At 54.4% G+C, this 20,666-nt stretch carries 20 protein-coding genes; 5 read left to right on the forward strand and 15 right to left on the reverse strand.

Going from position 1 to position 20,666, the window contains the following annotated elements; genetic code table 11:
• The first annotated feature begins 221 nt into the window (after positions 1 to 221).
• Both ACN0VM_RS04420 and ACN0VM_RS04425 read left to right on the forward strand, forming a co-directional pair.
• On the forward strand, positions 222 to 1,346 hold the full coding sequence (locus tag ACN0VM_RS04420; RefSeq protein ID WP_417449637.1) for a Glu/Leu/Phe/Val family dehydrogenase: 1,125 nt from the start codon (positions 222 to 224) through the stop codon (positions 1,344 to 1,346).
• Between the two features lie 84 nt (positions 1,347 to 1,430).
• On the forward strand, positions 1,431 to 1,760 hold the full coding sequence (locus ACN0VM_RS04425; RefSeq protein WP_417449638.1) for a helix-turn-helix domain-containing protein: 330 nt from the start codon (positions 1,431 to 1,433) through the stop codon (positions 1,758 to 1,760).
• A gap of 157 nt (positions 1,761 to 1,917) precedes the next feature.
• On the opposite strand, the gene phhA is transcribed toward ACN0VM_RS04425, so the two are convergent.
• The 5 genes from phhA to hppD all read right to left on the reverse strand — a co-directional run bounded on the left by phhA (position 1,918) and on the right by hppD (position 6,272).
• Positions 1,918 to 2,799: a phenylalanine 4-monooxygenase gene (gene phhA, locus ACN0VM_RS04430; protein WP_417449639.1), complete on the reverse strand. Its 882-nt coding sequence runs from the start codon at positions 2,797 to 2,799 to the stop codon at positions 1,918 to 1,920.
• A gap of 48 nt (positions 2,800 to 2,847) precedes the next feature.
• On the reverse strand, positions 2,848 to 3,501 hold the full coding sequence (gene maiA, locus ACN0VM_RS04435) for a maleylacetoacetate isomerase (RefSeq protein ID WP_417449640.1): 654 nt from the start codon (positions 3,499 to 3,501) through the stop codon (positions 2,848 to 2,850).
• Positions 3,502 to 3,511: 10 nt separating this feature from the next.
• On the reverse strand, positions 3,512 to 4,519 hold the full coding sequence (locus ACN0VM_RS04440) for a fumarylacetoacetate hydrolase family protein (RefSeq protein WP_417449641.1): 1,008 nt from the start codon (positions 4,517 to 4,519) through the stop codon (positions 3,512 to 3,514).
• Between the two features lie 50 nt (positions 4,520 to 4,569).
• The gene (locus ACN0VM_RS04445) at positions 4,570 to 5,118 is read right to left on the reverse strand and encodes a VOC family protein (RefSeq protein WP_417449642.1); all 549 of its coding nucleotides are present in this window, start codon (positions 5,116 to 5,118) and stop codon (positions 4,570 to 4,572) included.
• Between the two features lie 65 nt (positions 5,119 to 5,183).
• Positions 5,184 to 6,272, reverse strand: coding sequence for a 4-hydroxyphenylpyruvate dioxygenase (hppD, locus tag ACN0VM_RS04450; RefSeq protein WP_417449643.1), 1,089 nt, complete (start codon positions 6,270 to 6,272; stop codon positions 5,184 to 5,186).
• Between the two features lie 153 nt (positions 6,273 to 6,425).
• On the opposite strand from hppD, the gene ACN0VM_RS04455 reads away from it, so the two are divergent.
• Entirely contained in the window at positions 6,426 to 6,875 is a 450-nt protein-coding gene (locus tag ACN0VM_RS04455) for a MarR family winged helix-turn-helix transcriptional regulator (RefSeq protein ID WP_417449644.1), read from the forward strand.
• Positions 6,876 to 6,877: 2 nt separating this feature from the next.
• On the opposite strand, the gene ACN0VM_RS04460 is transcribed toward ACN0VM_RS04455, so the two are convergent.
• The 3 genes from ACN0VM_RS04460 to ald form a co-directional block, all read right to left on the reverse strand.
• Positions 6,878 to 7,813, reverse strand: coding sequence for an EAL domain-containing protein (locus tag ACN0VM_RS04460; RefSeq protein WP_417449645.1), 936 nt, complete (start codon positions 7,811 to 7,813; stop codon positions 6,878 to 6,880).
• 149 nt (positions 7,814 to 7,962) lie between these two features.
• Positions 7,963 to 8,928 carry an asparaginase gene (locus tag ACN0VM_RS04465; protein WP_417449646.1) on the reverse strand — a complete coding sequence of 322 codons (966 nt, stop codon included), beginning with the start codon at positions 8,926 to 8,928 and terminating at the stop codon, positions 7,963 to 7,965.
• Positions 8,929 to 8,952: 24 nt separating this feature from the next.
• Positions 8,953 to 10,071, reverse strand: a complete 1,119-nt coding sequence (ald, locus tag ACN0VM_RS04470; RefSeq protein WP_417449647.1) for an alanine dehydrogenase — start codon at positions 10,069 to 10,071, stop codon at positions 8,953 to 8,955.
• A 173-nt stretch (positions 10,072 to 10,244) separates the two neighbouring features.
• On the opposite strand from ald, the gene ACN0VM_RS04475 reads away from it, so the two are divergent.
• Complete coding sequence (locus ACN0VM_RS04475) at positions 10,245 to 10,718, forward strand: Lrp/AsnC family transcriptional regulator (RefSeq protein WP_417449648.1); 474 nt, start codon at positions 10,245 to 10,247, stop codon at positions 10,716 to 10,718.
• 3 nt (positions 10,719 to 10,721) lie between these two features.
• On the opposite strand, the gene ACN0VM_RS04480 is transcribed toward ACN0VM_RS04475, so the two are convergent.
• Entirely contained in the window at positions 10,722 to 11,720 is a 999-nt protein-coding gene (locus ACN0VM_RS04480; RefSeq protein ID WP_417449649.1) for a cysteine synthase A, read from the reverse strand.
• 178 nt (positions 11,721 to 11,898) lie between these two features.
• Positions 11,899 to 13,692: a DUF885 domain-containing protein gene (locus ACN0VM_RS04485; protein ID WP_417449650.1), complete on the reverse strand. Its 1,794-nt coding sequence runs from the start codon at positions 13,690 to 13,692 to the stop codon at positions 11,899 to 11,901.
• A gap of 178 nt (positions 13,693 to 13,870) precedes the next feature.
• Here ACN0VM_RS04485 and ACN0VM_RS04490 point away from each other — a divergent pair, with 178 nt between their 5' ends.
• Positions 13,871 to 14,857, forward strand: coding sequence for an isoaspartyl peptidase/L-asparaginase family protein (locus ACN0VM_RS04490; protein WP_417449718.1), 987 nt, complete (start codon positions 13,871 to 13,873; stop codon positions 14,855 to 14,857).
• 72 nt (positions 14,858 to 14,929) lie between these two features.
• On the opposite strand, the gene ACN0VM_RS04495 is transcribed toward ACN0VM_RS04490, so the two are convergent.
• From ACN0VM_RS04495 to ACN0VM_RS04515, 5 genes are all read right to left on the reverse strand, one after another.
• On the reverse strand, positions 14,930 to 17,143 hold the full coding sequence (locus tag ACN0VM_RS04495; protein ID WP_417449651.1) for a TonB-dependent receptor: 2,214 nt from the start codon (positions 17,141 to 17,143) through the stop codon (positions 14,930 to 14,932).
• Positions 17,144 to 17,217: 74 nt separating this feature from the next.
• The gene (locus tag ACN0VM_RS04500) at positions 17,218 to 17,514 is read right to left on the reverse strand and encodes a hypothetical protein (RefSeq protein ID WP_417449652.1); all 297 of its coding nucleotides are present in this window, start codon (positions 17,512 to 17,514) and stop codon (positions 17,218 to 17,220) included.
• A 91-nt stretch (positions 17,515 to 17,605) separates the two neighbouring features.
• Positions 17,606 to 17,920 (reverse strand): hypothetical protein, encoded by a 315-nt coding sequence (locus ACN0VM_RS04505; protein WP_417449653.1) that lies wholly within the window; start codon positions 17,918 to 17,920, stop codon positions 17,606 to 17,608.
• Positions 17,921 to 18,033: 113 nt separating this feature from the next.
• Positions 18,034 to 19,797 carry an ATP-binding protein gene (locus tag ACN0VM_RS04510; RefSeq protein WP_417449654.1) on the reverse strand — a complete coding sequence of 588 codons (1,764 nt, stop codon included), beginning with the start codon at positions 19,795 to 19,797 and terminating at the stop codon, positions 18,034 to 18,036.
• Positions 19,798 to 19,885: 88 nt separating this feature from the next.
• Positions 19,886 to 20,644, reverse strand: a complete 759-nt coding sequence (locus ACN0VM_RS04515) for an SDR family NAD(P)-dependent oxidoreductase (protein WP_417449655.1) — start codon at positions 20,642 to 20,644, stop codon at positions 19,886 to 19,888.
• Positions 20,645 to 20,666: the final 22 nt, after the last annotated feature.

Genomic DNA, 20,666 nt, shown 5'->3' on the forward strand with positions numbered 1-20,666 from the left:
CAGACAGAAGATTGCAAAAATTGCTAAACTTCGAAAGCTCATTTCAAAGGAGAAGTGCAATACTCCGCGCAACTCAAATCCCGTGAGGTATAATGAAAATACGCGGCGGATCTGCCATTATAAAACCGGCAGGCAAGACCGAAGGAGCAGGCGGGAGTTGAGGTGCGTTCGTCTGGGGCGATGCCCCCGAACGGGAGATCAACTTGGAAGGGATCATGTAAATGCCCGTATTCGATTCACGCAGCTTCAGAAACCACGAACAGGTTGTGTTCTGCTCTGATGAAGCCTCCGGCCTCAAAGCTATCATTGCCGTTCACTCAACGGCCCTCGGCCCTGCAACAGGCGGTACCCGTTTCTGGGACTATGCCGCCATTCACCGCCGCTCCGCGCCTATCGACATTGCCGAAACACGCGGCGAACAGGACGCTGTCTATGACGTGCTACGCCTGTCGCGCGGTATGTCGTTCAAAAACGCCATGGCTGGCCTGCGCCTTGGTGGCGGCAAGTCCGTTATCATCGGCAACCCCAAAGAGCTTGGCACGCCTGAACTGATGCGCGCCTTTGGCCGCATGATCAACCGCCTTGGCGGCAGCTATTATGCCGCTGAAGACGTTGGCACCAGCCCCGACATGCTCGCAGCCGCGTCCGAGACGACTGATTATGTCTGCGGCCTCGACGGCGGCGACTTTGGCACCGGCGACCCGTCGCCACACACAGCCCTCGGCGTCTTCGAAGGCATAAAAGCCTCCGTCAAGCACCGTCTTGGCAAAGATAACCTGAACGGTGTACGCGTTGCGGTACAGGGCCTTGGTCATGTTGGACAATATCTTGTAGACCACCTGCGCGGTGCTGGCGCCAAAGTCATCGTCACCGACATTGTGGAAGCCAACATTCAGGCTGTGCTTGACCGCGGTGATGCCGAAGTTGTCAGCCCTGACGTTATCCATGCTGCGGACTGTGACGTTTACGCACCTTGCGCACTTGGCGGCACCCTGAATCCAAAAACACTTGGCGACATCAAAGCCACAATCATTGCAGGCGCAGCCAACAACCAGCTTGAAACCGAAGGCCGGGAAGACGAACAGCTGCGCCAGCGCGGTGTGCTTTATGCCCCTGATTATGTTATCAATGCCGGTGGTATTATCTCCGTGGAATCAGAGGTTTACAAAGAAAAGGTGAGTTCAGCAGCTCGCGAGGAAAAAGTTCTCCGCATTGGCGAAACGCTGACAAAAATCTTCAACACAAGCGACAAGGAAAAGCGCCCGACAGGTGTTATCGCCAACGAGATGGCAGAGAATATCATCCGCAAGGCGAATGAAGCCAAGCTAGCCACAGCTGCCGAATAAAGCTGATAAAAGAATTACAAGAAAAGCTCCCGCGTCGCCGCGCGGGGGCTTTTCCTTTTTGAGGCATCCAGCTAAAAGACAATCATGACCCAAGAAGATGTCAGCACTGAAACGTTAGGCTCCAATATTCGCAATGCACGTTTTGCATTGGGTTGGAGCGTGGACCAGTTGGCGGAGAAGGCTGACCTTGCCTCTGAGGTGGTACGCAAAGTTGAGCATGGCGGCCACTGTGCCGACGGCGATCTCCTCGCCCTGTCTCGCGCGCTGGGCATGCCTCTTCCTGTGCTGGTGCCCGACCATGCGCGCGATGAAGATGACGGGCCTACCATTAAAAAAAAGTGGCCAATGATTGTTGTGACCCTGCTTTTCCTTCTGGTGGCCGTGCGCACCCTGCTTTCCAGCCTTAGTCAGTAGCCGTTTTTGCACGGAATTACGTCTTCGTCCTGCGGCAAACCCAGCCATTCAGAATAATAAACGCGGAAGCCTAGGTAAAACTCACAATAAAGGGCTGCCAACATGCGGCAGCCCTGGCATGTTCCAACGGCTATTCTGGCCAACGGCTATTCTGGCGTCAGCTTGCGACTTTCGCGAGGCGTCCTCCTGCGTTGGCATAAGCTTGTGTGCCGTGGTTGTGCACGCGGTCCCCATCAAGCACCGCATCGACAGGATAGACCGTTTTATCTGCTTCAAGCTCATCATAGATAGGACCAAAGTCCTGATAGGTTGCTTCAAGCAACTCCTCAAAGCTGTCAATCGCCCAGTAGGTCTGCTGAAAGTCGTCAATGCGGTAATCGGTTTTCATCAGGCGCACCAAGTCAAAATGAATACGGTTCGGGCTGTTGTCCTCGAGGCAGAAAATGCTCTCGGATTTTGAGCTTAAAATGCCCGCACCATAGATGCGCATGCCTTTCGGCGTATTGATAAGGCCAAATTCCACCGTATACCAATATAACCGCGCCAGATTCTTCAGCACACCGCGCCCCATCGCGCGCTGGCCGCCCTTGCCGTATGCTTCCATATAGTCAGCGAATACCGGGTTGGCCAGCAGCGGCACATGGCCAAACACGTCATGGAAAACATCCGGCTCTTCCAGATAGTCAAGCTGCGCTTCACTGCGAATGAAATTGCCTGCCGGAAACCGGCGATTGGCGAGATGGTCAAAAAACACCTCGTCCGGTACAAGGTCCGGCACGGCAACCACCGTCCACCCGGTGCGTTCCATCAGCTTTGCCGACAGGTCCGCGAACTTTGGAATGCCGCCATCCGATAGTTTCAGCAAGTGCAGGCCGTCCATAAACTCGTCGCAAGCCCTGCCCTCAAGCATCTCCGCCTGACGGGCATAGAGCCGGTCCCAGCGGTCATGCTCCTCGTCTGTGAAATGTTCCCAGTTCTGGTCAACGGTATAGTCCGCGTTAACCTCAACTTCACGGCCCAGCCTTGTTTTAATCTTCATGACTTACTCTCCGGTTACATATGGCAGTCGGTAGCCGTGATCCCGCGCTTAGTCCCGTGGGGCGTCTGGCTGGTTTGCCGGTGCCGAAATTTTAAAGGCTTCCAGTTCGTTACAGGCTGCATCAATCCGCACGAGTGTCGGAAAGGCACTCACATCAACCTCAAAACGGCGCGCATTCCACATTTGCGGCGCAAGGTAAATGTCGGCCATGCCCGGCTTATCGCCGAAGGTGAACTGGCCGGTGTGGGCGCTTGCGCTGACGATTTTCTCAAGGGCGCTAAAGCCCTCAACAATCCAGTCCGCATACCAGCGCTTGGTTGCCTCGTCATTGGCGCCAAATTCCGCCTTCAGCTTCATTAACACCGACAGGTTATTGAGCGGATGGATATCGCAGCCGATAATGCTGGCCAGTTGCCGCACATAAGCCCGGTCTTCCGCCTTGGTCGGCAATAAAGGTGTCTCGGGATATACTTCGTCCAGATACTCAAGGATGGCGGGTGACTGCGAAAGTTTCACCTCACCATCAATGAAGAACGGCACCCTGCCCTGCGGGTTGAGCGCGCGGTAGCCGTCTGATTTCTGCTCGCTCACACCGGGCATCAGGTTCACCGCTTTGTGTGTATATTCAAGCCCTTTAAGCGCAAGGGCAATGCGCACGCGGTAAGCTGCGGATGAGCGAAAATACCCGAAAAGTGTGCGCATGCCTGCCCCCTTATGCTTTCTCTATCACCTGATCAATGGCGCCAAAGATTGATGCGCCGCTCTTGTCCAGCATCTCAATGCGGATCGTGTCGCCAAACTTCATGAAGCTTGTTTTTGGTGCACCGTGTTCGATGGTTTCAATCATGCGGATCTCTGCGATACAGCTGTAGCCGACACCGCCTTCAGCGACGGGCTTACCCGGCCCACCATCCAGTTTGTTGGATACTGTGCCTGAGCCAATGACAGCTCCGGCCCCAAGCGGGCGGCTTTTGGCCGCGTGGGAAATCAGCTTTGCGAAGCTGAATGTCATGTCCACACCGGCTTCAGGCTTGCCGAATAGCTCGCCGTTATAATGCGACAGCAGCGGCAGGTGCAATTTGCTCTCATGCCAGACGCCTTCAAGCTCATCCGGTGTTACGCACACTGGGCTGAAAGCGCTCGACGGCTTGCTTTGGAAAAAACCAAACCCTTTTGCCAGCTCACCCGGGATCAGGCCCCGGAGCGACACGTCATTCACCAACATCAATAGTTTGATGTGGTTATCAGCATCTTCTTCCGCAACACCCATGGGCACGTCATCGGTGATCACAGCAATTTCAGCTTCAAAATCAATGCCCCAACCTTCGTCCTGCGGCATTATTACCGGGTCATGTGGGGCAAGAAAAGTGTCTGAGCCGCCCTGATACATCAATGGGTCGGTCCAGAAAGTTTCCGGCATTTCGGCGTTACGTGCTTTGCGCACCAGTTCCACATGGTTGACGTAAGCAGAGCCATCAGCCCACTGATATGCCCTCGGCAACGGGGAAGCGCAGTCGGCCTCGTTAAATGCCTCGCCTTCAATGGCGCCGGAATTCAGTTTGTCGTATAGCGCGCTCAGACGCGGCGCAGCCGATGCCCAGTCATCAATCGCCGCCTGCATCGTCGGCGCGATATCACCCGCAGGAGTCATGCGCTTGAGGTTCTTTGAGACAACAACCAGTTTGCCGTCACGGCCATGTTTTAGGGATGCCAGTTTCATATATATCTATCCTGATGTTTTTGGTTTAGCTGTGTGGCGCCAGTGGTGGATCAGTCGCCAATGCTGTCAAATTCACCTTCACCGTGCAGCCATGCAGCGTGCTTCGGGGCTTTTTTGGTTTTTGACCATTCCTCAATCATATCGGGCGCCACGCGCTTGAGTTCCGCCAGCATACCCGGCTTGGCCGTATTGGCCGCCAGTTCCAGCCTGTGACCGTTCGGGTCAAAAAAGTATATTGACTTGAAGATGGTATGGTCCGTCGGCCCCAGGACTTCAACACCCGCTGCTTCCAGGCTTGCCTTCGCTTCATGGAGCGCGTCCATATCAGCCACTTCAAAAGCAATATGCTGCACCCACTCAGGCGTGTTGCCGTCGCGGCCCATCTCAGGCTGGTTCGGTAGTTCAAAGAAAGCGAGCACGTTGCCGTTCCCGGCATCAAGAAAGATATGCATATAAGGGTCGAACGCGCCCGTAGACGGCACATGGTCTTCCGCAATCGCAAGCTGGAAGTCCATATTCAGGTGTTTCTGGTAAAATTCGATCGTCTCTTTGGCGTCTTTACAGCGGTACGCCACGTGGTGGATACGCTCTAACTTCATGGCATTGCCTCCGGTTACACGGGAATTCGGGTTTGGAAGGGCTGCCGGGGCAGCCCACCCAAGGCTCAGGCTGCGTTTTCGTCAACCTTCAGGGCACCGCGGCGGATCTGATCGCGTTCCATGGATTCGAACAGCGCCTTAAAGTTGCCTTCACCGAACCCTTCATCCTTCTTGCGCTGGATAAACTCGAAGAAAATCGGGCCAACTTGCGTTTCAGAGAAGATCTGAAGCAGCAGACGATTGTCACCGTCTTCGGTCGAGCCGTCCAACAGGATGCCGCGACTTTTGAGCTCCTCGACCGGCTCACCATGCCCTGGCAGGCGACCTTCGAGCATTTCATAATATGTCTCAGGTGGTGCGGTCATGAACGGCACACCCTTTTCTTTCAGCCTGTCCCAGCACTCGAGAAGGTTATCGCACGAAAAGGCGATATGCTGGATACCTTCGCCGTTATAAGCCATCAGATATTCTTCGATCTGGCCGCTGCCGCCGGCTGATTCTTCATTAAGCGGGATGCGGATAAGCCCATCCGGCGCGGTCATGGCGCGTGAGGTCAGCCCCGTATATTCGCCTTTGATGTCGAAATAGCGGATTTCTCGGAAATTGAAGAAGTTTTCATAAAACTTCGCCCAATAATCCATACGGCCACGATAAACATTATGCGTCAGGTGATCGATAACCTTGAATCCACATCCCGCAGGGTGGCGGTCGACGCCCTCAATCCACTCAAAGTCGATGTCATAGATGCTCTCACCGTCCTTGAAACGGTCGATCAGGTAGAGTGACGCACCGCCAATGCCCTTGATCGCAGGCAGGCGCAGTTCCATTGGCCCGGTTTGGGTGTCAATCGGCTGGGCGCCCTTCTCCAGCGCCATTGTATATGCCTTGTGCGAATCTTTTACACGAAACGCCATACCGCAAGCGGAAGGGCCGTGTTCTTCACCGTAGTAAAATGCCGGGCAGTTCTTTTCATAGTTGGTGATAAAATTGATATCGCCTTGGCGCCACAGCTCCACATCCTTCGAGCGGTGGCGAGCCACCCTGGTAAAACCAAGTGTTTCAAAGGTGTCCTCAAGAAGGCCCTTTTCGGGTGCGGTAAACTCGACAAATTCAAAACCGCACAGGCCCATTGGGTTTTCAAAGAGATCGGCCATGTTCAAGCACTCCATCATTCTCTATACATTACATGATTGGCACCATTAGCCTTTACGTGGCTGTGTTTTATCTTGAATACTGATGCCGATTTATATTTGAAGGTATATTAGTTTCATTCGTAACTAATTGCAAGGGGTGTGAACGGGGTAGCTATGAAAAAAAGTGACGATACGCTGCATTTGGGCGAGTTTTTGCCCTACCGGCTTTCGGTTCTGTCAAACCGCATCAGCCGGGCGATTGCCGACGGTTATGAAGAACAGTTCCAACTCAGCCTGCCCGAATGGCGTGTGATGGCGGTTCTGGGCGGGGAGCCTGACCTGTCTGCCGCGCAAGTCGCCGAACGCACAGCGATGGACAAGGTCGCGGTGTCACGCGCTGTCAACAAGCTGCTGGAAGCTGGCAGGCTCGAGCGTCATTTTTCCCCCGAAGACAAACGCAGGTCTGTGCTGGCGCTGTCGGCAGAAGGCGCAAAAATCTACCGGGAAGTGATCCCCATTGCGCTAGGCTATGAAAGCAGGATTCTGGACAAACTAAGCGAACCGGAGAAACTTGCGTTGATGTCGTTGCTTGAAAAGCTGGAGGATATTCAGTTGCACACCTGAAGTTAAAGCGGGGTATCTGCCGGATAACCAAAAAGATACCCCTGAAGGTATTCAACGCCCGCGCTTTCCAGCATGCGGGCTGTCTTTTCGTCTTCGACTCCTTCGGCAATAACCTTGATGTTGGACTGGGTGGCCGAATCGACAATATTGGCCACCAGAGTCCACTTGCGTCCATCCTCAATCAGGCCTCTCGTGAGAGACTTGTCGAGTTTGATGTAGTCCGGCTGGATCTGTGTCAGAGTGGCAAGGTTATTGAAGCCCGTACCAAAATCATCAAGCGCGATGCGAATACCTTGATCCTTCAGCCGTGAGACAAGGCGCTGCAACGTCTCGAAATCTGGTAATTGCTGACTTTCAACAATCTCGAAAACCAGTTGCTCATGCGGGAAGTCAGTCTTCCCCAGCACAGCATTCAACCAATTGTTCAGCCCGTCTTCGCTTTCAACGCTGTAGGGTAACACGTTGACGAAAATATTTTCCTTGATGTCAAATCGCTTGGCAGTGCGTAGCGCACTTTCTCCTGCAGCCAGATCAAGCGCGTGTAGCATACCCGCCTCTTCCGCCGTTTCGAACAGGGCCGGAGCAGTAATCTCACTACCGTCGGTGTGCAAGCCACGAATGAGAAATTCATACCCGAGAACATCACTATGGTCATTTGCCGACACGATAGGTTGCATAAGCGATTTATAGCGCCGGTCGGCAAGCATATCGCCCAGCCAGCGCGCCGTAAGCCTGAGCCCCAATTCCCGCAGTGACTGCATCGCGCCGAACTCGCCTAAATCGGGGTGAGCCTTGCTTGAAAGTAGTGCGCGAATTGTACGACACTCCTCGCTGGACAGCTTTGCCTCAAGGATAGGCAGCAGGCTCTCCATATCATCAGACAGGAAACAAACCACGGCTGGCTCAGCCAACGGCACCTCAATAACCTTCGCAGACACGAGTATTGCCCGGACCTTTTCGGCCATAGACTCGTTGTAACACCAGAAAAAAGCATGACCGAACCCGGTTACATGCGGATATAGCGATTCGTCAGGCAACACTCGACCCCTCAAGCAGTCTGAAATTCGTTTCAGCGCCTTTTCTGCACTCAAACACTTTTTACTATGGTCGTAAAGACTTGTTTCCAGTTCTGTTTTTCGGCCCCGAGCAAAAGTGAAAGCAAAAGCCGTGCCTTGCGCCCCCTCATACCACCGGTTGGAAGAAGGCCACGGCCGATAAGGTCGATCTCTGCCCCTATGTATCCGTAGGTTTGCTCGAAGACACGTCCAGCGCGTGCGCGGCTGGCCAGCAACACCGGCATATGTTCCGTAAGTCGTGCCGCCTTGTCGGCCCAAATTTCCGAAAGGTGCCCGGCACCGTATGCTTCAATAACGACGGCTTCATACCCAAGCGACGGCAACGCATCAAGCTGCCTGCCATCGTCGTCGAGCACCGCACTCACCAGCGCCACGGGTGCCGGCCGCTCACATTCATAGCCCAATCCGGTCCGCGCAGCGCCCCGCCAAATAACACCGCCTTCAACCACAGTGCCAACCGGCCCGTGCTCAGAGATGAAAGCCTGCAGGCTGGAGGTGTGTTCTTTTGCCACATGCCATGGATCATGCACTTCCGCATTCATGACAAGACTGACACTACCCTCGGGCGCGCTTAGCGCCACACGCGCAGCATCCAGCAAATTGGCTGGGCCGTCAGCGCCTGGCTGATCTGACGAGCGCATAGCGCCCGTAAAAACAAGAGGCGCGTCGCCCTTATACAGAAGACTCGCGAGGAAAGAGGTCTCCTCCATCGAGTCTGTGCCCTGCGTCACAATAACAGCCTGTGCGCTCGAGGCCTCGGCACGGCGACACAAGTCGGAGATCAGCTCAAAAGTGAGATTGGCGCTACCCTTTTGTACAAGGGTTTCCGCGTGAAATTCTGCCATTCCCATAAGGTCCGGCACCGCACGAATGAGATCGGCGGCAGATAGGGTCGGCGTAACCCCCGAACTTGCGCAGGGGGTCATCGCGATGGTTCCGCCGAGAGCGAAAACCTGTATGACGGGCATTTTTTCCATGCCCGCCTTGTAACCTAGTTTACGTTACGCGCCAATAGCTTCCAGCGCCGGAACGTAAGTCAAATTCTGATCACGAGCGACAGCCTCATAGGTGATCTTGCCCTCACAGACGTTCAAGCCTTCAAGCAGGTGCCTGTCGTCAGCGAGCGCTTTTTTCCATCCCTTGTTGGCAATTGCCAGTGCATGGCGCAGGGTCGCGTTGTTCAGAGCGAGCGTGGAGGTGCGCGCGACACCGCCCGGCATGTTGGCAACGCAGTAATGCACCACTTCGTCAACAATGTAGGTCGGGTTTTCGTGTGTGGTTGCTTTTGATGTTTCAAAACAACCGCCCTGGTCAATTGCAACATCTACCAGCACGGACCCACGCATCATCTGGCCGATCTGCGTACGGTTGACCAGTTTTGGTGCTGCGGCGCCCGGGATCAGGACAGCGCCGACGACAAGGTCCGATGCCAGAACATGTTCCTCAACCGCATCATTGGTGGAAAAAACCGTCTTCACCTGGCCTTTGAAGATATCGTCGAGCTGCTGCATACGGCGGATTGACCGGTCGAGAATTGTGACATCAGCCCCCATGCCAACGGCCATGCGGGCCGCGTTTGTGCCCACAACGCCACCACCGATCACGGTTACTTTAGCAGGCGCCACGCCCGGTACGCCGCCAAGCAACATGCCGCGGCCGCCTTGGCTCATCTCCAGTGCATGAGCGCCAGCCTGGATGGACATACGACCAGCAACCTCGGACATGGGCGCGAGAAGTGGCAGGCCACCAAACTGATCTGTCACCGTCTCATAAGCGATGGCGATGGCACCTGATTTGATCAGGCCCTGCGTTTGTGCGGGATCGGGCGCAAGATGCAGGTAGGTATAGAGGATCTGGCCTTCGCGCAGCATTTCACACTCAACGGCCTGAGGTTCCTTGACCTTCACGATCATGTCTGCTTTGGCGAAGACCTCGGCCGCTGTATCGATGATTGTCGCACCAACCGTTTCGTACATGTCATTCGTGAAGCCGATCTCAAACCCGGCATTATTTTGCACGATCACCTCATGGCCATTCTCAATAAGCTCACGCGCGGAAGCCGGCGTCAGGCCGACACGATATTCACGGTTCTTGATTTCCTTAGGAACACCTACAAGCATTATGCCCTCCTCAGATACTGGTGCTTGTGCCGAAGCTGGCGTTTCCACCCTCCCCGAAATTGGCGCTCAATCTACGCCAAAGCGCTTGGAATGTCCTTGCAAAGTCATGCGTTTTATCGCAGCATATTGCAAGAATATCCCATTAATTTACATAACCAAGCAAGATTCTGTGAATGAGTGACATTGATAAGATTGATCGTGCGATCCTGGACGCCCTGCAACAAGACGGACGTCAGTCCAATGTGGATTTGGCGAGAAAGGTCGGCCTGTCTGAAAGTGCCTGCCTGAGGCGGGTGCGAAACCTGGATGAAAAAGGTATCATTACCCACTATACCGCCAACGTAAGCGCTGCAGCCGTAGGCTTGCCCGGCTCCGTGTTCGTGAGGGTATCCCTTGTCGATCAACAGGAGGAGAAACTGCGCAAGTTTGAGCAATCTGTGCGCAGTGTTCCTGAAGTGATGGAATGTTACCTCATGAGCGGCGATGTGGACTATATGATACGCGTGGTGGTGGGCGGCGCACCGGATTACGAGCGTGTCCACAACACCCTCACGCGCCTACCGGGCGTAGCGCGCATACATTCAAGCTTTGCCCTTCGGACCGTGCTTAAACGCACACGCCTGCCGCTGGGTGGCCGCTCCAGCTAAAACTTACAACCAACCCGGAACCGGCAGGTTCTTGGAGCGCAGGAATTCGGGATTGAACAGCTTGGACTGGTACCTGAGGCCACTGTCGCATAAAAGCGTGACAATGGTGTGCCCCGGCCCCAGTTCACGGGCAAGACGTATGGCGCCGGCTACATTGATACCCGTTGAAGAACCCACGCACAGCCCCTCTTTCTTCAGGAGGTCAAACGCAATCGGCAACGCCTCGTCGTCTGATATCTGGAAAGCTTCATCAATCGGCGCACCTTCAAGGTTTTTGGTGATACGCCCCTGTCCGATACCTTCGGTGATCGAGCTACCTTCGGACTTCAGTTCACCGTGTTTAACGTAATTATAGATAGCCGCCCCCATCGGGTCAGCAAGGCCAATCACAATATCCTTGTTAAATTCCTTCAGCCCCATACCAGTACCTGCAAGCGAGCCGCCAGAGCCGACGGCGGTGATGAAGGCATCAACCTTGCCGTCCGTCTGCTGCCAGATTTCCCGCGCCGTGGTTTTGATGTGCGCCTCACGGTTTGCAACATTGTCAAACTGGTTGGCCCAGATAACCCCGTGTTGTTCTGTGTCCGCCAGTTCGTCAGCCAAGCGCTTGGCGACATGGTTAAAATTGCCGGGGTTGGAATAAGGCGCTGCGGGCACAAGTTTCAGCCCTGCGCCCATGATGCGCAACGTGTCTATCTTTTCCTGAGACTGGGTTTCCGGCATGACGATCAGCGTGCGGTAACCCTTTGCATTGGCAACAACCGTCAGGCCGATTCCGGTGTTGCCCGCAGTGCCTTCAACGATCAGTCCACCGGGCTCCAACTCGCCGCGCTTCTCGGCTTCCTCGATGATATTGAGCGCAGGGCGGTCCTTGAGCGACCCACCGGGGTTGGCGTATTCCGCTTTACCAAGAATGGTGCACCCTGTCAGTTCGGACGCATATTTCAGCTTGATCAGGGGCGTATTGCCAATGGCGGCCAAGGCACCGGTATACTCGCTCATCTGTCTCTCCACTTTCGCCCGTATAGCCGGGCTCTTTTCAGAAGCAGGTTCTTAAGTGGCATGGCCTTGCGCCATTTCAAGAGCGAGATCAAGTGGATTTTCGAAGTTTACTAGAAAATTTTTCTTTTAAACAAAAACAGGCGCCGAAGCGCCTGTATGAAATTCCATATTCCGTGGTTTAGCTGGACTTATCTTCCAAGCCATCTTTGATCAGACGATCAATTTTCGCCTCCAGAAGATCGAGCGGCAAGCCGCCCGAGGACAACACGGCATCATGGAAAGCCCGCACATCAAATTTGTCGCCAAGAGCCTTGGCGGCGCTCTCTCGCAGTTCAACAATCTTCAACTCACCCATCTTGTAAGCAAGTGCCTGACCGGGCCATGAGATATAACGATCAACTTCCGTGCGGATATTATGTGTCGAAAGCGCGGAGTTTTCTTCCATCAGCTTGATGGCCTCAGCTCGGGTCCAGCCCTTCATGTGCATGCCGGTATCCACCACAAGGCGGCAAGCGCGCCACATCTCGTAGGTCAACCGGCCGAAGCGTTCATAAGGTGTTTCATAAATACCAAGCTCAAGACCAAGCCGTTCGCTATACAGCCCCCACCCTTCACCAAACGCGTGTGGATAGATGCCGAGGCGAAACTCCGGCACATTCTCAAGTTCCTTTGAAAGCGCAATTTGCAGGTGGTGGCCCGGCACAGCTTCATGAAGCGTGAGCGCCGGCAGGGTATAAAGCGGGCGCTTGTCGAGCGCATAGGTGTTCACCCAGTAATAACCACCGCGGGGTGCATCGAGTGGCGCACCGGAATAACGGCCCGTGGTGTAATTGGGGGCGAGTACGTCAGGCACTGGCTCAACGCCATATGGCTGACGCGGCAGGGTATTAAAAAGTTGCGGCAGGCGGCCGTCGATCTTCTTCGCAATATAGGAGGCGTGCATCAGGAGTTCTTTTGGTGTCTTGGCGTAGAAACCCTCGTCCGTGCGCAAAAACTCAAGAAAGTCGGCAAAACTGCCTTCGAAGCCAACTTCCTCGATGATCTCTTCCATCTCGGATCGGATACGGGCGACTTCACGAAGACCGATTTCATGCACCTTCTCCGCCGTCAGGTCCGAGACGGTCGTATAGTAGCGCACCATGGCTTCATAATACTCAGCACCGCCCGGTGTTTCGCGCACGCCGATACTCTCCCGCGCTGCGGGATAATATTCATCTTTCATGAAGCGATTAAGTGCCGCATAGGCTGGCATCACCGTATCCATGATCGCGGCTTTCGCCTCCGAGCGCAGGGCCTCTTGCTCGGCCTCGCTTACCGTATGGGCCATTTTCTTGAACGGGTCGTAGAATGTGCTGTCCTCCGCGCTTTCAACCACAATAGCTCCGAAGGATGGTAGCAGGCCATCGAGCACTACTTTGGGCATTGTAAAGCCCTCAGCCATACCTACACGCAGATTCGCTGTGTTTTCGGCCAGATAGCGCGGCAGGTCTTCCAGACGGCGGATATATGCGCGGTAGTCGTCGGCGGTACGAAAGTTAACAGAGCTGCCCATGCGCGTCGGCCATGTATGGAATCCGCTGTCTGAATAAAGTGGCATACGCCACGTGCGAAACTTGGCGTTTGTCAGGCGGCCTTCAACCATGAACTTGAACATGTCATAGTTCAACTGGTCTTCTTCCGACAGCCTGCCGCGCTTGATCGACAACAAATCCGCCAGAAAAGCCTTGTCGGCAGCCTCGCGTCGCGCTTCATCATCCGCGCTTGCACCAGCCATACGGTCTGCCACCGGACGCGGTTTGCCGCGCGGGCCTGAACCCGGGCTTTCCGCATAGTGGTTGTCCCGCTCCTTCTGGAACAAGACGTAAAGCGCGTTGGTCGCCGCCTTGCTGGGCGCAGCACTCACAGCGCCGTTCATAACCAGAACTGAAACAATGAAGGCTGCCACCGCCCCCTGCATGCTGCCAAGTCGCATAACCCGTTCTCCCCGTTTGTCCCATTCATAATATTTTCAGACGATAGGCACTTCCGTCCTTGAATGTATTTCTTTCATGCGAAACAATCACGCGCAAGTCAAATGGGAGGACTTTATGTGGCTTAGAAAAACAATGACCGCTGCGGCATTTCTGGTCGCCGCTGCCGGGGGAATATCCATGACACAGGCAAACGACACCAAACCGGACTATGCCTTGGTCATTCACGGCGGTGCTGGCACCATTACACGCGACAAGCTGACACCGGAACTTGAAGCCGATATCCGCGCCACCCTGAACAGCGCCCTTGCGACCGGGCAAAACATTCTTGCTGGTGGCGGCACGGCAGTGGATGCCATCACGGCTACTATTCAGGTGCTGGAAAACTCGCCACATTTCAACGCGGGCAAAGGCGCTGTCTTTACCGCAGAGGGCAAAAACGAGATGGACAGTTCCATCATGGATGGCAGTGACCTGAACGCAGGCGCCGTCTCAGGTGTCAGCAATGTAAAAAACCCCATCACGCTTGCCCGCTCTGTCATGGAAAAATCGGTACATGTAATGCTGCAGGGTCACGGCGCGGAACAGTTCGCTGACGAGCAAGGCATTGAGCGCGCAGAAGATGCCTATTTTTATACCGATTACCGGTGGGGTCAGTTGCAGGACGCCAAGGCCAAACAGCAAGGGCCGATACTCGACCATGACGGCAAGAAGCATTCGTCAGTAGAGGAGATCACAGGTGGTGACTATAAGTTCGGTACTGTGGGCGCAGTCGCCCGCGATAAAAACGGTAACCTGGCTGCAGGTACGTCCACAGGCGGCATGACCAACAAGTCCCACGGCCGGGTTGGGGACGCACCGATCATCGGCGCGGGCACCTATGCCAATAATGCGAGCTGTGCGGTCTCAGCCACGGGCCACGGCGAATATTTCATCCGCGCAACCGTTGCCCGCAACATCTGCGCGCTGATGGAATATGCTGGCCTGTCCCTTGACGAGGCATCCAAGCGCATTGTGAAGGACGAATTGGTGAAAATGGGCGGCGACGGCGGTATCATCGCGGTGGACAAGGACGGCAATACCGCCATGCCCTTCAACACACCTGGCATGTTCCGTGGCCGGGTGACAAACTTGATGGATGCGGAAGTCGCGATCTACGAAGACTGATTTACCGCCGAATAATCACATAAAGTAAGGGGAGCAAACTATTAAATTTGCTCCCCTTTTTTGTTGTAGTTTTTAGAAAGCAGCGCGGAAAGACACCTTCACATTCCGCCCCGGCAGTGGCACAAGGTCCTTGAGGAAGCTTGTGTGCTGTCGTGCTTCCACGTTGCCAAGATTGCTGCCGCGCACCTCAAAAGCCAGATCCTTATTGTCAAAAGGCCGCAGGGTCAGAGAGGCATTCCACAGCAAATAATCATCGGTTGGCAGTTCATGCTCTGTCACCCGGGTCTGTTTCGCTTCATACTCAAGCTCTGTACGGAGATCGAATAGTGCCGCCCGCGCCTCTATGCCAAACAGTGCGGAGAAAGGCGGGATACGCGGCAGGTTGTCGTTACCCGTCACATTCTTGAGGTCAGCGCGCACCATATCGGCTTGCGCATCCAGATGCAGGTCAACCTCACCAAACATTCGGGTGTCATAAGTCCCGGCATGAAATTCGGTTTTTGCCTCAAAACCATACAGGCGCGCGTCGCTGGCCGTGAATGCGAACACTTCCAAGCCGTCCTCTTCCTCACCCGTTGCCCGCTCATAGATGAAATCATCATAGTCGGTCATATAGGCGTTCAACACCAGACTGAGCGGCCCGGCACCATAGGTAAACGTCGCCTCAATACCGAGCGCGGTCTCCAGCCCCAGAGTTTTGTCACCCAACTCATAGGCGCTGGTGGCGAGGTGTGGCCCATTCGAGAACAGTTCTTCGGTCGAAGGAGCACGCTCAGTCCGGAAGACAGACACACCGACAAAAGCAGCGTCTGACAGGTCATACCCTGCCCCGGCCGAAAAACTGAAACCATCAAAGCTGCGGTTATCTTCCGGCGCATCATCGACCTTGTATTTGCTATGCTCGTAGCGGCCACCCACATCAAGCTGCCAGCGACCAAGCGTGAAGTCCTTTACTGTGTAGACACCAGCCTGTGTACTCACTGTAGGCGGCACAAAGGCTTCGTCGCCGATGGCGGAGAAATCACGGCGTTTCACCTGAAATCCGGTTGAACCTTTCCACAGCTCCCCGCCTTTTTCGGCAAGGTCAAGGCGCCCTTCCCAACCTTTGTTCTTGAACACAGTACCAATCGCCGCACCTTCAAGTTCCGTGTGCTCATAATCAGCATAGCCAAAGCGAATCTTGGCCTTACGGAACCAGCCAAAGTCACCCTCGATCTCACCGTTCAGGTCATAGCGGATCTGGTCAAGGTCGATGGTGACGCTTTCTTCTTCGTCATGACCTTCCTCGTCATGATCGTCTTCGTCATGATCTTCGCCTTCATGATCGTGCTCCTCCTCGTGGGCATGACTATGGCCCGGCACACCGTACTGGCTATCGGTTTTACGCACATTCATACCGATGAAACCATTATCGAACACAAGGCTAAGCCCAGCCGAGCCACCTTTTGTCTCAGTCGCGGAATTTTCGGCGATGCCGAAAGCTTCCTCGTGATCTTCCTCTTCATGCTCACCTTCGTGTTCATCCTCGTGTTCATCCTCGTGTTCATCCTCGTCTTCGTGCTCGGCCTCTTCGAGTGCGCGGAACGCAGCAGATTCCGAATATCCCGGAATTTTATAATCTTCCGTCTTGCGGTACATGGCATCACCGTGCAGCACGAGATCCGCGCCGCCCAATGCGCCAACACGCACGTTAACCGCCCCTGTCAACTCATCCCCATCATCCACCGTGCTGTGGCTGTAGCGGAAGGCACCTTCTGCACCATTCTCAGGCACATAGGTCGGGATACGGCCATCAAACACGTTGACCACACCGCCCGCCGCCGAACTACCGTACATCAGCATGGCCGTACCGCGCAGAATCTCGATGCGTTCAGCGAGCGCAGGCTCCACAGCCACAGCGTGATCCGGGCTGGTGGATGAGGCGTCGATGGAGCCAATACCGTTATCCAGCACACGGATACGGTCACCGCCAAGCCCACGAATAATCGGTCGGCTGGCACCGGGCCCGAAGAAAGTAGACGACATACCCGGCTGATGTTTAAGCGTCTCGCCAAGGGAACCATCAAGCTGGCGGAGGATATCTTCCTTGCGCATCACCGTCGCACCCAGAATCGTCTCACCAAGCTTGCGGCCTTCGAAAGCGCCTGAGACAACAATTTCCTCAAGCCTTTCCTCAGGCGGCGCGGCAGCGCTTGCCGCATACGAGCAGGCGGAAAATGCAAGTAAAGACGCGGATGTATATAGCGCTATTTTGCGTTTGGACGTGTGTGTTTCACTCTTGAACATGATCATTTCGTTTCCTGTTTCCCTGATGGAAATAATTCATCAATGGCGCGTTAGGGCACCAGCCTGTGGCAGTTTCAGGAAACAGAAGGCGGACCACGGATCGCCTGATAAGAGGAGAGAACGCCAAAGACCCCACTATCAAGCGGTATTATGTCGGCAATGACGTCGTCCTGCGGCAGCACGCCGCATCCGTCCTCGGGAGCAAGCGCTGGAGCACTGTCCGCGAACTTGCACAGCGTACAGCTGTTATCGGCAGGAGTATCAACGTCGTGGCTTACTGCGTGGACTGCCCCAGCAGACTGCAGCGCGATATAGATAAACGCTGCCAATAACCTGACTGTTTTTTGAATATGTGTGACCTTGATCACCATACACCTCATTAATCACATAACCGTCACGGAGTTGCCTGCACCAAGTAAAGCAAGCCGCACCAATATCCCACTCATTGGCGGGCAAGGCTGGTCAGGATTTTGAGGGCGGCCCGCGAATTGCCGACGCCTTGACAGGCGCAGCAACTTCAACATGGTTATGCGCAACGGCGTAAAACTCTTGCCATTCGCGTGGCTCAACCACGGGGGCCGGTTGGGCGAGATCGCCGTCCGAGGACTGTTTACATACCGTTGAGATGATGCAGGGGTGCCCGTCGTGCAGATGCTTGCTATCGCCATAGGCGCCAGCGTGAGCAGTCGCAATGAGTTGGGCGGCAACAAACAATGCAATCAGCCAAGGCACAAGCCTCGTTATCTTCACTGATGTATTGACCGTCCTGATATGCATGTTCGTCCCACATGGGCAGGGTTTATGAAACCGTAGTCTCGATAAGGCCCTTCTTTACGCTATACTATAGCGTCAATCAAGTATGGCCTTAATCAAACGCCGCCTAAGGCGACTTAACCCAGTTCCTGTAGTAAGGAGTCCAACGGATCAGTCGGTTTTTTACTGCCTGTGGTATCCGGCACGTGATCTTCGTCGACGCTTTCAGGCATGATCTTGTCTGCCGCTTTTTCTGTTGGTTCATCATTCACAGTACGGTGAATTTCTTCCCCTAGAACCTGGTTGATCACCAGTAGTAACTGGCGCCGGTTGATGGGCTTCGTAACCACATCTTCCATGCCTGCCTGCTTGAAACGTTCAAGCTGTTCGGGGAATGCGTCTGCTGTACAGCCCACAATAGGAACACTGGCTTTCGCCCCGTCCATCGCCCTGATCCACTTTGTAGCATCTATACCGCCCAGCACCGGCATTTGTATATCCATCAAGACCAGGTCGAAGTCGCGTTCCTCAACTAGGCTGCATGCCTCTGCACCATTTTCGACCGCTGTGAGGTCATGCCCCATTTTACCAAGCATATTAGCCAATATTCGTTGATTGATCAGATTATCATCAGCGACCAGTATTTTGAGTTGCCGGCTTGCCTTGGCATTGACAACGGTTGAGCTTGAATCAAATACGTGCTCTTCGCTCAGATCGCTTTCATCGCCCTCGTGACATTCAAATGTAAACCAGAAGGTCGCACCCTCGCCTTCATCACTATCAACGCCAATTTCGCCACCCAACAGCGCACATAATTGCTTACAGATCGCAAGACCAAGTCCGGTGCCGCCAAACCGGCGTGTAGTAGACGCGTCAGCTTGTGTAAATTTCTGAAAGAGCTTCCGCTGCGCCTCTTTGCTTATGCCAATTCCGGTATCAATTACCGATATTTTGACGCGGATCGCTTGGCCCTCTCGGCTTTCCTGAACTGCCCGTATCGTCACACCGCCATTTTCGGTAAACTTCAGGGCATTCCCAACCAGATTAAACAATATCTGCCGCAAGCGGGTGGGGTCGGAAAAGATAACGGCGGGCAGTTCCGGTGCACATTCCCACGCGACACTCAGGCCCTTTTCTGTTGCCTTTGGTTTCAGGAAATACACCGTATCGGCGATAACCTTTTCCAGTCGCGTACCTTGATTCTCAAGTTCAACCTTGCCTGCTTCCAGCTTGGAAATATCCAAAATGTCGTTGATCACTGTTAGCAGTGTCTGGGCTGATTGATGCAAAGTGAGGGCAAAGTGGTGCTGACTTTCGTCCAGCTCCGTATCCATCAGCAAGTCTATCATGCCGATCACACCGTTCAGCGGTGTCCGTATTTCGTGGCTCATGGTTGCGAGAAATTCTGATTTCGCAATATTCGCTGACTCCGCAGCATCGCGGGCTTTTGATAATTCATTGGCAAGCTTGGCAAAGGCTTCGCGTTGTTCCTTCAGCACGGCTTCATTGCGCCGCTTGTCCTGCACCACCTGTTGCAGATTATATTCAACCTCAGAAAATTCCGCGAGACGGGCCCGTGTATTTTCGGATGCACGACGAAGGTGCGCTATCACACTCAATAGCTCTGGTTCCTCGTGCAGAGCGAACTCCATGTCCTCGTTCAAGGGCTCTCCGGCGAGAACAACCGATTGCACGCCTTGTATAAACGCTTCATTGGGCCGAACCAGACGCCTCTCAAGAGCGATCTGAAGGAGCACCCCCCCTATTCCGCCCAAAAAGCCGGCAGCCAGAACGGGCAAAAAAAAGCTGGTCACGCCCGGTACAAGGATAAGCGGCACCACAGCACCACCGGCGGCAGTCAGCCCCGAAATCCATGGTAGTGCTTTCAGTGTCTTCGACATATGTACGTGACAATCTACTGGTCTGCGGGCATTACAACCGAAATGTACTTGGTTAACCCTCGTTAGGCAACCAGCAGATACACCGGTTCTAAAACTGGATTCGTTTTGTAAAACCGCCATCAACAATAAGATTGGTCCGGGTGATCCATTTGGCTGCCGGGCTAGCCAGAAATAGAACTGCGTTAGCAACCTCTGACGGAAGACCCAGCCGCCCAAACGGCTGCCGCGCTACAGTGCCCTTGTAAGCTTCAGGCTGCTGCCGCTTGATGTCTCCCCAGAAACCATCTTCCACATGAATAGGACCGGGAGACACACAGTTGACCCGGACCCCATGAGGAGCCATAGCGGCCCCCAACTGGCTGGCATAGGCGATAAGGCCAGCCTTTACGGTATTGTAAGCGCCTGGAGACCCAAAATCTTCAAGAGCAGCAATACTGGATATAACCACTATTGCACCGTCATCGGATGCTGCAATATGCGGTAAAATCGCTTCACAACCCCTGACTGTTGCCATCAGGTCTACGTCAAAAGCGCGTTGCCAGCCCTCCTCTCCCGACAGTGCGCCGGCGCTGACATTAGGGATAAACACATCCACGCCGCCAAGAGTGGCTGCACTTGACTGAATCCAGTTTGCGTACGCCTGAGTATCCGAGACATCGACGGCAGCGCCGATAACGTCGCCGCCCTCACCTGACAATGCACTCACTTTCTGGTTCACCTGCTCAGCGTGACGGGCACACAAGGCGACCCGGGCACCTTCACGCACAAACCCGTCAACAATAGCGGCACCGATACCGCGTGTACCGCCAGTTACCAGAACACGTTTGCCTTTGAGACCAATATCCACCAGAATCGCCCTTTCTGTTTAT

Origin of the sequence: Kordiimonas sp. (assembly GCF_048260245.1) — a bacterium.
Classification (GTDB): Bacteria; Pseudomonadota; Alphaproteobacteria; order Sphingomonadales; family Kordiimonadaceae; genus Kordiimonas.

Bases quoted from the DNA above. Each gene is read 5' to 3' on its own strand.
- ACN0VM_RS04465 (WP_417449646.1), bottom strand. From the start codon at position 8,928: ATGGAAAAAATGCCCGTCATACAGGTTTTCGCTCTCGGCGGAACCATC.
- ACN0VM_RS04510 (WP_417449654.1), bottom strand. From the start codon at position 19,797: ATGTCGAAGACACTGAAAGCACTACCATGGATTTCGGGGCTGACTGCC.
- ACN0VM_RS04420 (WP_417449637.1), top strand. From the start codon at position 222: ATGCCCGTATTCGATTCACGCAGCTTCAGAAACCACGAACAGGTTGTG.
- ACN0VM_RS04485 (WP_417449650.1), bottom strand. From the start codon at position 13,692: ATGCGACTTGGCAGCATGCAGGGGGCGGTGGCAGCCTTCATTGTTTCA.
- ACN0VM_RS04440 (WP_417449641.1), bottom strand. From the start codon at position 4,519: ATGAAACTGGCATCCCTAAAACATGGCCGTGACGGCAAACTGGTTGTT.
- ACN0VM_RS04425 (WP_417449638.1), top strand. From the start codon at position 1,431: ATGACCCAAGAAGATGTCAGCACTGAAACGTTAGGCTCCAATATTCGC.
- ACN0VM_RS04495 (WP_417449651.1), bottom strand. From the start codon at position 17,143: ATGTTCAAGAGTGAAACACACACGTCCAAACGCAAAATAGCGCTATAT.
- ACN0VM_RS04475 (WP_417449648.1), top strand. From the start codon at position 10,245: ATGAGTGACATTGATAAGATTGATCGTGCGATCCTGGACGCCCTGCAA.
- ACN0VM_RS04500 (WP_417449652.1), bottom strand. From the start codon at position 17,514: ATGGTGATCAAGGTCACACATATTCAAAAAACAGTCAGGTTATTGGCA.
- ACN0VM_RS04505 (WP_417449653.1), bottom strand. From the start codon at position 17,920: ATGCATATCAGGACGGTCAATACATCAGTGAAGATAACGAGGCTTGTG.
- ACN0VM_RS04445 (WP_417449642.1), bottom strand. From the start codon at position 5,118: ATGAAGTTAGAGCGTATCCACCACGTGGCGTACCGCTGTAAAGACGCC.
- phhA (WP_417449639.1), bottom strand. From the start codon at position 2,799: ATGAAGATTAAAACAAGGCTGGGCCGTGAAGTTGAGGTTAACGCGGAC.
- ald (WP_417449647.1), bottom strand. From the start codon at position 10,071: ATGCTTGTAGGTGTTCCTAAGGAAATCAAGAACCGTGAATATCGTGTC.
- hppD (WP_417449643.1), bottom strand. From the start codon at position 6,272: ATGGCCGATCTCTTTGAAAACCCAATGGGCCTGTGCGGTTTTGAATTT.
- ACN0VM_RS04490 (WP_417449718.1), top strand. From the start codon at position 13,871: ATGACACAGGCAAACGACACCAAACCGGACTATGCCTTGGTCATTCAC.
- ACN0VM_RS04480 (WP_417449649.1), bottom strand. From the start codon at position 11,720: ATGAGCGAGTATACCGGTGCCTTGGCCGCCATTGGCAATACGCCCCTG.
- ACN0VM_RS04455 (WP_417449644.1), top strand. From the start codon at position 6,426: ATGAAAAAAAGTGACGATACGCTGCATTTGGGCGAGTTTTTGCCCTAC.
- maiA (WP_417449640.1), bottom strand. From the start codon at position 3,501: ATGCGCACACTTTTCGGGTATTTTCGCTCATCCGCAGCTTACCGCGTG.